The following is a 13,000-nucleotide window of genomic DNA, read 5'->3' on the forward strand; positions in this document are numbered from 1 at the left end:
TCGAACTCAGAAGTGAAACGAACCCGCGCCAATGATAGTGTGAGGTTTCCTCATGTGAAAGTAGGTCATCGCCAGGGTTTTATTCTTAGAAAGCGGCTTAATGCCGCTTTTTTTTTTCTACACTAAAAACTATAAATGACGCACAGCATTCAGAGTGTTTTGTCTATGAGCATTATGAATTGTGATAAATTCTTTTCTGTTTTTTTAATTTAGTTTCCTGTAGTTACTGTATTTCTTATAAAGTCTAATGATTGATTTTTATCTAACTTTAGTTTAAGTTAATTTATTTAAGGATAGGTTGTAGTTTATGTTAGTCCAACGAATTTTGGATTTTATTCAAACTCTAGAAAAGGAAAGTCAACTCATTCCATGTGATGTAAAGTTACATGAATGTCTTTCTGATCGTTTTTCTAAACGAGCACCAAGCAGCGATTTAACCAGCACAGATTTTCACTACCTTCTTGTTTGCTATAAAACCCGTTGGGAAGCAATTGCAGATCGCGATGATGACTATACACGTAATCCCTCTGTTATTAATCAACACTGGATCGATTTGGCTAGAGAACTTGCTCCATTCGTGAAGGTTAATTATTTAAAAATTCTGATACCGTCTTTGATCAATGAAAAAGATTTAAATGATTTTTCATCACTTGATGAAACAGTAAATCTCTTTAATTTTTATCTTGGTTATGGCGGAAAAACTTTATATAGAAAATTGAGCTTTTGTAGGCACCTAGAAAGTTGGAAATTTGAATTATCGACCTACAGAGCAGATAGAAAATTAGGTGTTGTTACGGTAGATGAATTGGCTCGTCTAAAATTATGCAAACAAACTACACGAGAAGTAACTGTAGACTCTGAACGATTCAAAAATTTTTGGGATCTTATGCGTAAAAAGGTTTTTGTTAATTTAAGAAACCATGGCCGCATGCCTATAGCTTTTTTGCCCCACTTACTGGAATTAATTGAACAATACTATCATATGAAAGCAAGTAGGTTAGAGTTCACACAGTTTAAAAAAGAGATTAGTAATCTTTTCCGCCGCTTATATGATTATAATTTAGGTGATGTGAATTTCTTGTACGGCACGAAAATTAAGTATAAAGAAGATGAAGACTACTTGTTAGATTTATTTATCGCACTTCATGCTGCAAACAGTTATGATGAGATAAACAATGAAGTGCAAATGCTTGGCAAATGGCTGTTTGAATTCAATCCTGATTTGAAAGCCGCAAGTAAAGAATTACAACCTATTTATCAAACTTCGGCCAAAGAAAACGACAAGGAACAATTTATTAAAACAGATGCTTTTGTGAATTGTTGCAAGCTACTTGTATCTCTATTTACGACTCAATTTGAACTTTCTATTTTCTTTACCCGGCAAACTCACAGTTTATGGGATAAATCAAATAACGTGTTTCCAGAAGCATATGGAATTTTTACTGTTTTGCTACCACTTATTGCAGCGAATAAGCCTAAAGCTTTGGAAACAGCTTATGAGGAAATTATCCAAGATATTGTTATTCCTGCAAGTAGAGACAATGGTTGGTGTGCATGGTTTACTCGTGATCAAGCAACGGCTAAATGGTTGGAGCTTGTGAAAAATTGTAAGTTAAACGAACTTGGTGTTCATTGGTTTGAGCCAGAACTGTTATTTAACGCATTACAGCTTTTTGATACAAAAAATCCGTCAGTCCAAATTCGGATTAATCATTTATTAGATGACATAATTCAAACTTATGCTCAAAACCAGAATGATCTCATGAAGCAGTTTCGTGTAAATATCTTATTTACTGAATTCCTCAATGGATTAAACAAAGAGCACTCTAACAGGTTATTGCGTTTAATTAAATTGTGTGATTTAGAAAGGGCAAAGTCTCAGTTCCTCAATAATTGCAGCAAACATATCAATGCGCAAGCAGCTCAATTGGGTCAAAGTGCTGACAGTTCTTCGTTATGCTTTTTCACTCGTACCCGTAATAAGTCAGACAGAGTCGAATTATTCAAGTTGCCTGAAAAAGCAAAGGATGTTGAATCAATGATTGTTGGGTATAAAACCCAATTATCTGAGCTCGCTGTTGAACCCAGAAAAGCAGACAATATAAGCGCCTACTTATTGAAAATAGGCAAACCTATTTTAACCTTAACGCAAAAGGAAAAGGCTAGGAATAGTGGCAGACCTATCCTTGATTACATTTGTCAATATACTTAGTAATTCTACCGTCCTTAAAAACTGAGAATAGTGAGCAATTGATTAACTTGCAAGTTACAGTTTTGCTTTAGATCCAAAAAATAAATTTTATTTAGTATATTGTGCACAAAGCTTGACGAAATTTTCATATCTTTTTTCTGAAATCAAGCCGTCATTTTTGGCTTTAATAATGGCGCAATGCGGGGTGTCTTTATGACTGCAATTACGAAATTTGCACTGTGACAAATAGGGTCTAAACTCAGGGTAACCTCGTACAATTTCAGCAGTATCTATATGCCATAAGCTAAATTCTCTTACTCCAGGGGAGTCAATTAAAGCCCCGCCACTGGGTAAATGATAGTAGCGAGAATTGCTCGTAGTATGCCGACCTAATTCTGATATTTCGGAAATTTCATTGATCGAGATGTTTTGTTCGTGAGGGAGAATGCTCGAAATAAGCGATGATTTCCCTACTCCAGATTGACCTACAAAAACATTGATTTGATGATTTAATCTATGTTGGAGTTGCTCTAAGCCCTCAGAAGAATTTTTATTAGTCAGTAAAATAGGATAATTAAGATTTCCATAGTCCAGAAGTAATTGTTCTTTAAGAGATTCACAGGGTAGGTCGGTTTTATTTAATAAAATTACAGCATGCATGTGCAATGTTTCAGCCATAACCAAATAGCTATCAAGCAATGGCCAAGATATTTCTGGTTTTGCTGCGATGACAATAATGAGTTGCGTAATATTAGCAGCAACAGGTTTTATCTGCCCTGAACTGGTTGGTTTTGCCAAGACACTGCTTCGTGGATAGAGGCTGACTACTACACCTTGATTAACTCCCTCTACTTGCCAAATTACCCTATCCCCTGCTACCACTGTTTCTAGATTTGGCCTGATGGAACAATGTATCTGTTTCCCCTGATTGTCTTCGACTACAACGTGCTTGCCAAAGCGAGTAATGACTAAGCCATCAACCAGATCATCATGACTTTTTTTATTATCATGATAATTTTGTTGGATTTTTTCAATACGGGCAGATTGTTGTTTACTAATACGTCTTTTACTCATCGTTCTGATCTATATTATAATTATTAAAAATACCCTTAGCTCAGAGAAAGTCAGAGCTAAATAATCATACAGTATGAAGGTAAATTAAATTTAATGAAAGTCTACTTGGTTGGTGGTGCTGTTCGTGATCAATTATTAAATCTTCCAGTAAAGGAGCGCGACTGGGTTATTGTTGGTTCTAGTCCGGATGAATTACTAAAGAAAGGATTTAGAAAAGTTGGTCGTGACTTTCCTGTTTTTTTGCATCCTAAGACCAGTGAGGAATATGCTTTAGCACGCACAGAAAGAAAATCGGCGCCTGGATATTATGGTTTTTCCTGTGATTTCAATAAAACTGTAACTTTAGAAGAGGATTTAGTACGCCGAGATTTAACCATTAATGCAATGGCTCGAGATGAACAAGGACAACTCATTGATCCCTATAATGGATTAAAGGATTTAGAGGCTAAATTACTCCGCCATGTATCTCCAGCTTTTGTAGAAGATCCTGTACGTGTGTTGCGTGTTGCTCGTTTTGCTGCACGCTTTCATCATTTTGGTTTTAAATTAGCTGATGAAACACGTTCATTGATGTATACCATGGTTCAACGAGGTGAATTGGCTCATTTGGTGGCTGAACGTGTCTGGCTGGAATGGCAAAAAAGTCTGGGGGAAAGAAATCCAGAACAATTTATTGCTACCTTACGTTCCTGTGATGCATTGCGTGTCATTTTGCCTGAACTTGATGCACTGTTTGGTATTCCAAATCCTTATCGCTATCATCATGAGGTAGATACAGGGGTTCATACTTTGCTGGTTTTACACGCTGCAGTGACTTTAACTTCAGATCCGGTGATACGTTTTGCTGCATTAGTTCATGATTTAGGTAAGGCGTTATCGCCAATACACAATTGGCCAAGCCATCATGGTCATGAAGAACGTGGGGTTGCTATCATTGATGCTTTGTGTTCGCGTTTACGGATTCCTAATGATTATCGTACTCTCGCAACTATGACTTCACGATTTCATTTGCATATTCATCGCTTATTTGAGTTGCAAGCAAGTACTATTGTAAAACTTTTGGAACAATGCGATGCATTTCGTCGACCACAACTCTTCTATAATATGTTAATTGCTTGTGAATCTGACGCAAAAGGTTGTGGTCGAGATATTAATTACCGACAGAGTAAACTATGGAGTTACGTGCTCGCTGAGTGTGCTAAAGTAAGTAGCCAAACAATTATTGCTGAAGGTTATAAGGATGATGCAATTAAACATGCCTTGCATCAAAGACGAGTGGCTTGTGTAGAACTGATACTAAACTCCTGGAAGAAAAATGAAAAATAATCAAAATTTAATTTGGATAGATTTGGAAATGACAGGACTTGAGCCTGAAAAAGACAGGATCATTGAGCTTGCTACGGTGGTGACTGATCCTCATTTAAATATAATTGCGGAAGGCCCGGTTTTTGCTATTTCTCAACCTAAAATATTGCTGGACGGGATGGACTCCTGGAATACCAGACAACACGGACAATCGGGTTTAGTCAATCGGGTTTTGCAAAGTCACGTCAGCGAAGCAAAAGCAGAGCAATTAACCATCGAATTTCTAAAGCAATATTTGGATAAGGGAAAATCACCAATGTGCGGTAACAGTGTGTGCCAGGACAGGCGATTTTTGTATAAATACATGCCAGATCTCGCGGCGTTTTTTCATTACCGAAATTTGGATGTGAGTACATTAAAAGAGTTGGCCATACGCTGGAGACCTGAATTATTAAACGGGCTGGTTAAAGAATCAAAACACCTTGCATTAGACGATATTAAAGATTCCATTGCAGAATTAGTATATTATCGTCACCATTTTATAAATTTGCCGGATGTAACAAAATGACAGAAAGAGAGCGATTAGAACTACCTAACAGTGCAGATAAATTGTTATTGCATTCATGTTGTGCACCCTGTTCTGGCGAGGTTATGGAAGCGCTTATCAGTTCAGAAATTAATTTCACTATCTTTTTTTATAATCCGAACATTCATCCTGTTCAAGAATATGAGATTAGAAAAGATGAAAACATCAGTTTTGCACAAAAACACAATATCCCATTTATTGACGCGGATTATGACAAGGATAATTGGTTTACTCGAGCTAAAGGTTTGGAATGGGAGCCTGAGCGCGGTAAACGATGCACCATGTGCTTTGATATGCGTTTTGAACGCACGGCCTTATATGCTCACGAACATGGTTTTCCTGTGATCAGCAGTTCTTTGGGAATTTCACGCTGGAAAGATATGAATCAAATTAATGATTGTGGCATTCGAGCTGCGAGCAAATATCCCAATTTGGAATACTGGACCTATAATTGGCGAAAAAATGGGGGTTCAGAACGTATGTATGAAATTGCCAAGCGCGAAGGATTTTATAAACAAGAGTATTGCGGATGTGTGTATTCTTTACGTGATACAAATGCTTGGCGTAAACAAAAAGAGCGTAATCGAATAAAAATCGGTATTAATTATTATTCTGAAGATCAAAAAGATGAGGGCGCGTTATGAGTACGCACTCACATGGTGGTGGTTCCCATCATCATCACCACCATCACGGGACAAATGCAACAGCCGCTTACAATAAAGCGTTTATCATTTCCATAATCGCCAATGGTCTTTTTGTGGTCATACAAATTGTTTTCGCCTATTTAGCTAATTCGACCAGTTTATTGGCCGATGCGTTTCACAATTTAGGTGATGTGTTAGGTTTGGTTTTAGCCTGGATTGCTACAGTACTTATGAAACGCGCACCTACGATGAAAGCGACTTATGGTTTAAAAAAAATATCCATTCTCTCAGCGCTGGCAAATGGGATTTTGTTAGTCTTTACTTGTGGCATTATTGCCACCGATGCGGTTTATAAATTATTTTCACCATCAGAAGTCCAGGCTTTATCCGTAATGATCGTCGCAGGTATCGGTATAGTAGTTAATTCAACCACTGCATTATTGTTTGCCCATGGTTCTGATGACTTAAATATTAGAGGCGCCTATTTGCATTTATTTTATGATGCTTTAATTTCGGTTGGCGTAGTTTTGTCAGCGGCATTATTGTATTGGACAGGTTGGCTTTGGATAGATCCTGTAGTCGGTTTATTGATTGCATTAATTATGCTCAAGGGGACCTGGAGTTTATTTGCAGCGAGTTTCAGATTAATTATAGATGGAGTGCCAGATAATATTTCCTGGACGGCTGTGAGCGATTTTCTATTAAGCAAACCGGGTGTAAAAGGATTTCATGATTTACATATTTGGGCACTTAGTACCCAGGAAAATGCGATGTCAGTCCATTTACACATGCCCGATGAAGAGCTTTCTGATGCGTTAAGGGCTGAATGGGTTGAACAGTTGCGCCATGAATTTAATATTCAACATGTAACAATTCAAGTGGAAAAAACTAAGACAGATTGCAATGATGCATGTCACCATCCCAAATTTTTATAGATAAAAATTAGATTGTTTGAGTAAGAATTGGAAAAGCAAAGTATTGCCAATGATGCGGATCGCTTTTACTCACATGTATTTTTGTCAGTAATGAATCTCAGATTTCTTTTGTTATGAGTTCTAAGCCCCTCTTATAGCTTTTGCACGCAAGTGACTCTTCGCCAAGCTGTTCATGCAATTGTCCTTGAATTTCGTAGCCTAAAGCTGTCGGTTCGATCTCATTTGCTTTTTCAAGATAATATTTGGCTTTGCCCCAGAGCTGTTGTTTCATGCAAATTTGCCCTAAACATAAATAAAGTGCTGCTGAATGCGCATTTTTTTTGAGTAACCCTTCAGCAAAAGTCAATTGTTTCTCATTAGATGGTAATACGCTATAAAGCCCAATCAATTGGGGGCTAAGATCTTTACGCAGTGCGCGTTGCAGTAGATTATTTGCAGTACTATAGTCCGCTTTTTTTAATAAGAAACGTACATATTCTGCGATAATATTTGGCTCACTAGCTAAGGGTTTAGGGATAGAGTGAAAAAAGGCATCAACAACTTCGGGTTGATTTTGCTTCACCAGGTCAATAAGTCTTTGCAAATAAGCATTGTACTGTAATAACTCAAATTCTTGTTGATTAACAACCCGATGCTTTTTTAAATCAGGCAAAATAGTAATGAGTTGCGGCCAGTCTTTTACTTCTTGATACAGTTGCATAATGAGTTTTAAAACGTAAGGATGGCGTGGTGCTATATCCTGTAAATGTTTTAAGGTCGCCAGGGCTTGTTCCCATTGATGATTTGCTAGTTGCAATTCTGCCTGAGTTAATTCAACAGCAATTTTAGCTTCTGGCATAGAGTGCTGTGCTTCACGCAAATAATCATCACGTAATTGATTGTCTCCCATTTTTTGAGCTGCCCGGGCTGCGGTTAAATAATTTAGTAACGGTGTATCGGCATTAGGCAAGGCTTGAATCAAATGATTTTTTGCTTTTAGCCAATATCCCTCACTGTATTCAATTAATCCTTTTCGAGTAATTGCTTGTGCTTTTTGAGCAAGTCGTTTTGAATGCCATCGAGTTAATGAGCTTGGGGTATGCGAAATTTTCTGGCATAAGCGAAGAATAAGATACAAGACAATGAATAAAATAATAATACCAAAGACAGCTACCCAGACCGTAGTTTCAATGGTCCAATAGTTAATTGCAATTAATACATAGCCTGGATCTTTATTAAGTTGAACTCCTAAAACTACAGCGGCCAATAAAACCAAAAAAGCAAAGAGAAGACGCATCATTATTGATTTCCTCCTAGTTCGCTATCTATGGATTGATTTACTGAGGTTTTTTTAGTGTCAATCAATTCATTGAGCATAGGGAGTGCAGAACCCATACTGGGTCTTTTTCGAGTTATATTTGTTTGTTGCAATTCAGTAAGTTTCTTGATTAAAGCCGCTGTGTTTGGCGTATTTGCATTAAAATTCATTTTAAGACTATCAATTGCCTGTTTTAGAACCCGTTGATAAACAAAGGGCTCATTATTTAGAATTGCCCATTGTGCTTCTTGCAGATTAAGCCGGAGTTTTTCTTTAAGTATGGCTTCAAATGCGGGGGATATAAGTGGTTTAATCTCCTGATCATGGCGTCGGATTACAACAAGTTTTTCCAGTACATTCATACTGTTTTGCAGGCGATCGCGCCAAGTAGGTGAGTTATTCGCTGGCGTTGTTGTGTTTTCTGTTGAGGTGAGATGCTCATTTACCGGTAATGGAATACTCAAATCATTAATGCTGCTCTGTGCCGCATCCAATTGGCTAAGCAATCCAGCAATATCCACAGAGGGCAGAGCTTGGGTTTGAGCTATATCCTTAGCGATGGCCTGCCGTATATCCAAAATTTTAGGGTCGTTTAATTGTTTTAAAAGCTGATCTGCTTGTTTTAACAATGCTATTGTAGAGTCAACTCCATTGCTCCAATGTGCATTGATTTGCGCTAATTCAAGGTAGTAACGTGCTTTAAGAAGAAGCCAGTCCTGATTTTGATAGAACTTTTGGTTCATGGCATTTTGTAACTGTTTGCTTAAACTTTCGAATTCAGTTTGTAATTGTTTCTGTATTTCTTCAGCATTATTTGTTTTTGCATTGATCTGCGCTTGAGTTTGATCGTGTTTTTCCTCTAGTTGTTGTAGGTGTGTGGAAAAATTATTTTGCGTTTCACTTAATTGATCGTGCAATTGTTTGTTTAGAAAAAGGGTATATGCAGCAACGCCAAGCGCCACAAATGCAAGAATAAAGCTTAATACAAATATTAGATATTTATTTTTACAAACAGGGGAATTACTTTTTGATTTCGTCTTTTCATTAGGTGTTGTATTGACTGCCTTTTTTGCTTTTTGTATTTGTTCTTCTTTGCCGCTTGCCATAAGTTAATCCTTGTTTATGTAGTCAAACAATGTATTCATTATCCGATTAGGATTGCATACCCTAATATTTCTTATTTTCATTGAAGAGGCAACTTGAGCCAGGCGCTCACTAATTATTAGCCATTTTTTATTGCGAAGCCAATCATGGGCTTCTTTGTCAAACAGTTTAAAAAGGTGATGCAAAGACTGTTCGCTTGTTAACAGTATAATGTCGACTAAATCATCGCGCCATATCGATTGAATAAATTGACGGTTTATCTGAGGAATAACCCTTTGATATACTTTGAGAATAATCAGGTTAGCTCCTCTTTGTATCAATTGTTCCTCAATGAGAGGCCTGCCTCCTTCGCCCTTAAATAGTAGCACATTTTGTTTTTCGGGTTGTTGTAATGTTTTTAATGCCAATAAATGTTCACTGTCGGGCACATCAGGAATTGCACTCACGGGGATGCCAAATTTTTGCAGCGCTGCAGCACTACCTTGACCAATTGCAATGACTTGAATCGAAGATGGCCATTTAATATGTCGTTGGTTTAATTGAGTAAAACAATAATGAACAGCATTTGCACTAATGAATATGGCTTGATCTACTTTTTCTAAATTAGGTAATGAATTGATCCAATTGCTGTTTGCTGCTTCAATTTCTAAAGTTGGAAGTTCAATTGCTATGCCTCCCGCCTCACGAATACTTTGGCTCAACTGATGTGCTTGGTCTCGTGGGCGAGTATTTAAGATGCATAAGCCGTGAAGTGAACTGCTCATCGTGGAACTGATGCAAGAAGGTTTACTGCACCTTGTGCCAGCAATGATTGAGCGCAACGCTCGGCCAAACTGGTTGCCAGCTCTACTGGGCCGGTTTGCGTACTTGTGATGATTTGTGATCCATCAAGGCTTAAAATTTTTGCTTGTAAAGAAAGGTGTTTGTTCTTTATGGGAGCGCAAAAAACTGCTAAAGGGACATGACAATTACCGCCAAGTAGGGCATTAACCTTTCGCTCTGCGTGGACACAAATAGAAGATATGGGATCATTGAGTTCGCCAAGGAGCGTTTGGAGTTTGTGATCATCACTTCTACATTCGATTGCTAAGGCACCCTGACCGCATGCAGGAAGCATAATTTGTGCTGATAATTGTTCGGTGATGAGATTGGTAAACCCCATACGCTCAAGGCCTGCAGCAGCAAGAATAATTGCGTGATATTCCCCTGATTTGAGTTTTTCAAGTCGAGTATTGATATTGCCTCGTAAGGATTTAACACTTAAATCCGATCGGTACGCTAATAATTGCGATTGCCGTCTAAGACTAGAAGTTCCAACAATAGATTGAGCTGGCAATGTGTGCAAATCGTTGTGTTGGTAACTGACAAAAACATCGAAAGGATTATCTCGTTTACAGATTGCAATTAAATCGAGGCCTTCAGGAAATTCTGCGGGCATATCTTTTGAAGAATGGACAGCAAAATCTGCTCGTTTATCTAACAATGCTTCTTCTAATTCTTTTACGAATAAACCCTTGCCGCCAATAGCCTGAAGTTTATCCTTGAGGAATTTATCTCCAGAGGTACTCATGGGTAATAATTCGATCTGCAAATTCGGCCATTTATTTAATAACAAATCGCGAACATGATTGGCTTGCCATAAAGCGAGAGGGCTTTGACGCGTTGCTATGCGAAGTGTTCTTGAGTCCATAGGATACCGCACTTTGGAAAGAATGCAGTATCATACTATGTTCATTATAAGGATGCACGCATAGATAGGGCGATAAAAATATAAGTCCAGCCATTAACAATCATATCAATAGCAATGAACATCCCTATAACCCATAAGCCACTAATTGGCCATTGCATGATAATCAATAATCCAAGAATAATGGCAATAATTCCTGCAAATACGAGCCAACCACATCCCCTGGAGCCTTTTAAAGATACGGCGAGAATTATTCGTGTGATACCAATAACAATCAGAACTCCGGCAAGAAGCGCTGTAATTAAACTAGATGCTAAAAAGGGATCATACAATACAACTCCAGCACCAATCAGGTATAAAATTGCGATTATTGTTTGCCAGAATATACCTTTCCAGTCTCTATGTTTGAAAATATCAAGGAAATGAGATATTGACGAGATAAGTAACAAGGCAGCAAAAAAATACATGCTGATCAAGGTTAGGCCAATGACCATGCTCAAGCCGATACAACCTAGAAAAACAAGTACTATTCCCAATCCCAACAGCCATCCCCAATTTCGCTTTAAAGCGTCGGGAGTGTATATTTCATTTATGTTTGCCATACCATTTCCTTATTGTGATACATCCATAATGAATAACCCCAATTGAACTATAACCTAACGTTCAAAGAGTTGTCGAATGGAGCGTGTATAACGAGTATCTTTTTATCGCTCATCTTGGCAATACTTTGAAGAAAAATTATTTGCAGCTGTCATAAAGGGCATAAGGTTTTTGTTTATAATAAGCCCAGTAACGATCTCCATATGACCAATGCCAATATTCATTGCGATAATTAACGAAACCAACAGCTTCTAAGACATGACTCATGATTTTGCGATTTTGCTTTGCCTCCTCGGTAATAATTTCTGAGGCAGTTAGTGAGAGAGAACCATCTATGTCTTCCATCCAATCTTTAGGATGAATTCCCATTTCAATGGCCTCTCCTTGCTCATTGATTAAATATACATCAATTGCTGCGCCCGTTGAGTGCGGCGGGATATTGGGTGATCCATCTTGGTTAATTACTGGGGAAACCATTCGGGTTGTTTCAGTGAAGATCTGTTCGGGGGACCATTCAGGATATTTGTTCTTCACTTTCTCGTAACGTGTATCAAAAAGCGATTTTTGTAATGTAAGACTCCGATAACTTTCATACAAACAAAAACGCAATCCTTTAGGTAATAAGGATTGGGCTTGTTTTAATTTTTCATAAACCGTTTTTCGCATTTTTGTGTAATCAGTATTGTTGGGAATTTCCGGAGATGGACCATAGCTAATTTCTCCAAGATCCACTAAATCAATCATAGGTTCGTGATTATCAATCACCGGGATAGCGACTATTTTAGGATCTGCAATGAGCAAAGTAAGATCCAGCGCAATATAATCTGACATTTCAAGTCCTTCTAACATAACTTATTTTTTTGCCATGGATGCGAAGAAATCCGCTGCATTTTTTCTGATTTCCTCATCAGTGAGATCTTGAGTATGCGTGGCAATCATCCAAGAATAGCCAAAAGGATCTTGAATATGTCCGGCACGATCTCCCCAGAACATGTCCGATACAGGCATGGTTATTTGACCACCGGCAGCTACCGCTTGTTGGAAGACAGAGTCTACATCAGCAACATATATATAAAATCCGACTGGCGATTTGCCAAGGGTCTCAGCGCTTTTGGAACAGTTTTCTCCTTCCATTTCATCACCCATCATCATAATGGAGTTACCAATCTGAAGGTGGGCATGCATAATGCCTTTTCCATCCAAAGATGGGAAAACACTCAAAGCCTTGGCATTAAATGCTTTTTTATAAAACTCAATCGCTCTCGCGCAATCTTTAAAAGTAAAGGTTGGAGTTACAGTATGAAAGCCTTCAGGAATTGCTTGGACCATGTTTTTATCTCCATATGTTTGGGCTAGAAGAGTCATTATAGTTTGAAGATTGTCTTATGGGAACAAAGATAACCAGACCCTTAGTGATCATGCTGGAAAAAAAAGTCACTTCTAGGTATCATGTCAAATTATTATCATGCAGGGTAAACGCAGCTAATTGTTGAACATAGAGCAGCACTTTTTTGCCTATTTGTTGTTCTTTATGCGCGTCATCTAGTCGATTGAGTATCTATTAAATGCGCTCACCC

The 13,000-nt window shown here is 38.0% G+C and carries 13 protein-coding genes; 5 read left to right on the forward strand and 8 right to left on the reverse strand.

Annotated features, from left to right (window positions below; genetic code table 11):
* Positions 1 to 307 precede the first annotated feature (307 nt).
* Positions 308 to 2,212 (forward strand): hypothetical protein, encoded by a 1,905-nt coding sequence (locus Lani_RS06605; RefSeq protein ID WP_019234637.1) that lies wholly within the window; start codon positions 308 to 310, stop codon positions 2,210 to 2,212.
* 87 nt (positions 2,213 to 2,299) lie between these two features.
* Here the strand turns inward: Lani_RS06605 and rsgA are convergent, their stop codons facing one another.
* Entirely contained in the window at positions 2,300 to 3,265 is a 966-nt protein-coding gene (rsgA, locus tag Lani_RS06610; protein ID WP_019234636.1) for a small ribosomal subunit biogenesis GTPase RsgA, read from the reverse strand.
* 93 nt (positions 3,266 to 3,358) lie between these two features.
* Between rsgA and Lani_RS06615 the strand changes: the two genes are divergently transcribed.
* From Lani_RS06615 to Lani_RS06630, 4 genes are read left to right on the forward strand one after another with little or no spacing between them, the layout of a single operon-like run.
* Positions 3,359 to 4,591, forward strand: coding sequence for a multifunctional CCA addition/repair protein (locus tag Lani_RS06615; RefSeq protein ID WP_019234635.1), 1,233 nt, complete (start codon positions 3,359 to 3,361; stop codon positions 4,589 to 4,591).
* The gene (orn, locus tag Lani_RS06620; RefSeq protein ID WP_019234634.1) at positions 4,581 to 5,138 is read left to right on the forward strand and encodes an oligoribonuclease; all 558 of its coding nucleotides are present in this window, start codon (positions 4,581 to 4,583) and stop codon (positions 5,136 to 5,138) included. The genes Lani_RS06615 and orn overlap by 11 nt, the downstream gene beginning before the upstream one ends.
* Positions 5,135 to 5,800 (forward strand): epoxyqueuosine reductase QueH, encoded by a 666-nt coding sequence (locus Lani_RS06625; RefSeq protein ID WP_019234633.1) that lies wholly within the window; start codon positions 5,135 to 5,137, stop codon positions 5,798 to 5,800. Before orn ends, Lani_RS06625 begins: the two co-directional genes overlap by 4 nt.
* Positions 5,797 to 6,735, forward strand: a complete 939-nt coding sequence (locus Lani_RS06630) for a cation diffusion facilitator family transporter (RefSeq protein ID WP_019234632.1) — start codon at positions 5,797 to 5,799, stop codon at positions 6,733 to 6,735. Before Lani_RS06625 ends, Lani_RS06630 begins: the two co-directional genes overlap by 4 nt.
* Before the next feature lie 97 nt (positions 6,736 to 6,832).
* Here Lani_RS06630 and Lani_RS06635 read toward each other — a convergent pair whose 3' ends face one another.
* From Lani_RS06635 to Lani_RS06665, 7 genes are all read right to left on the reverse strand, one after another.
* Positions 6,833 to 8,014 (reverse strand): heme biosynthesis HemY N-terminal domain-containing protein, encoded by a 1,182-nt coding sequence (locus Lani_RS06635; protein ID WP_019234631.1) that lies wholly within the window; start codon positions 8,012 to 8,014, stop codon positions 6,833 to 6,835.
* Positions 8,014 to 9,138: a uroporphyrinogen-III C-methyltransferase gene (locus tag Lani_RS06640; RefSeq protein ID WP_019234630.1), complete on the reverse strand. Its 1,125-nt coding sequence runs from the start codon at positions 9,136 to 9,138 to the stop codon at positions 8,014 to 8,016. The genes Lani_RS06635 and Lani_RS06640 overlap by 1 nt, the downstream gene beginning before the upstream one ends.
* 3 nt (positions 9,139 to 9,141) lie before the next feature.
* Positions 9,142 to 9,900, reverse strand: a complete 759-nt coding sequence (locus Lani_RS06645) for a uroporphyrinogen-III synthase (RefSeq protein ID WP_019234629.1) — start codon at positions 9,898 to 9,900, stop codon at positions 9,142 to 9,144.
* Positions 9,897 to 10,826, reverse strand: a complete 930-nt coding sequence (gene hemC, locus Lani_RS06650; RefSeq protein ID WP_019234628.1) for a hydroxymethylbilane synthase — start codon at positions 10,824 to 10,826, stop codon at positions 9,897 to 9,899. Before hemC ends, Lani_RS06645 begins: the two co-directional genes overlap by 4 nt.
* A 44-nt stretch (positions 10,827 to 10,870) precedes the next feature.
* On the reverse strand, positions 10,871 to 11,425 hold the full coding sequence (locus tag Lani_RS06655) for an HdeD family acid-resistance protein (protein ID WP_019234627.1): 555 nt from the start codon (positions 11,423 to 11,425) through the stop codon (positions 10,871 to 10,873).
* Between the two features lie 136 nt (positions 11,426 to 11,561).
* The gene (locus Lani_RS06660) at positions 11,562 to 12,254 is read right to left on the reverse strand and encodes a M15 family metallopeptidase (protein ID WP_019234626.1); all 693 of its coding nucleotides are present in this window, start codon (positions 12,252 to 12,254) and stop codon (positions 11,562 to 11,564) included.
* 21 nt (positions 12,255 to 12,275) lie between these two features.
* Entirely contained in the window at positions 12,276 to 12,752 is a 477-nt protein-coding gene (locus Lani_RS06665) for a VOC family protein (protein ID WP_019234625.1), read from the reverse strand.
* Between the last annotated feature and the right edge of the window lie 248 nt (positions 12,753 to 13,000).

Origin of the sequence: Legionella anisa (genome assembly GCF_001467525.1) — a bacterium.
GTDB classification, from domain to species: Bacteria; Pseudomonadota; Gammaproteobacteria; order Legionellales; family Legionellaceae; genus Legionella; species Legionella anisa.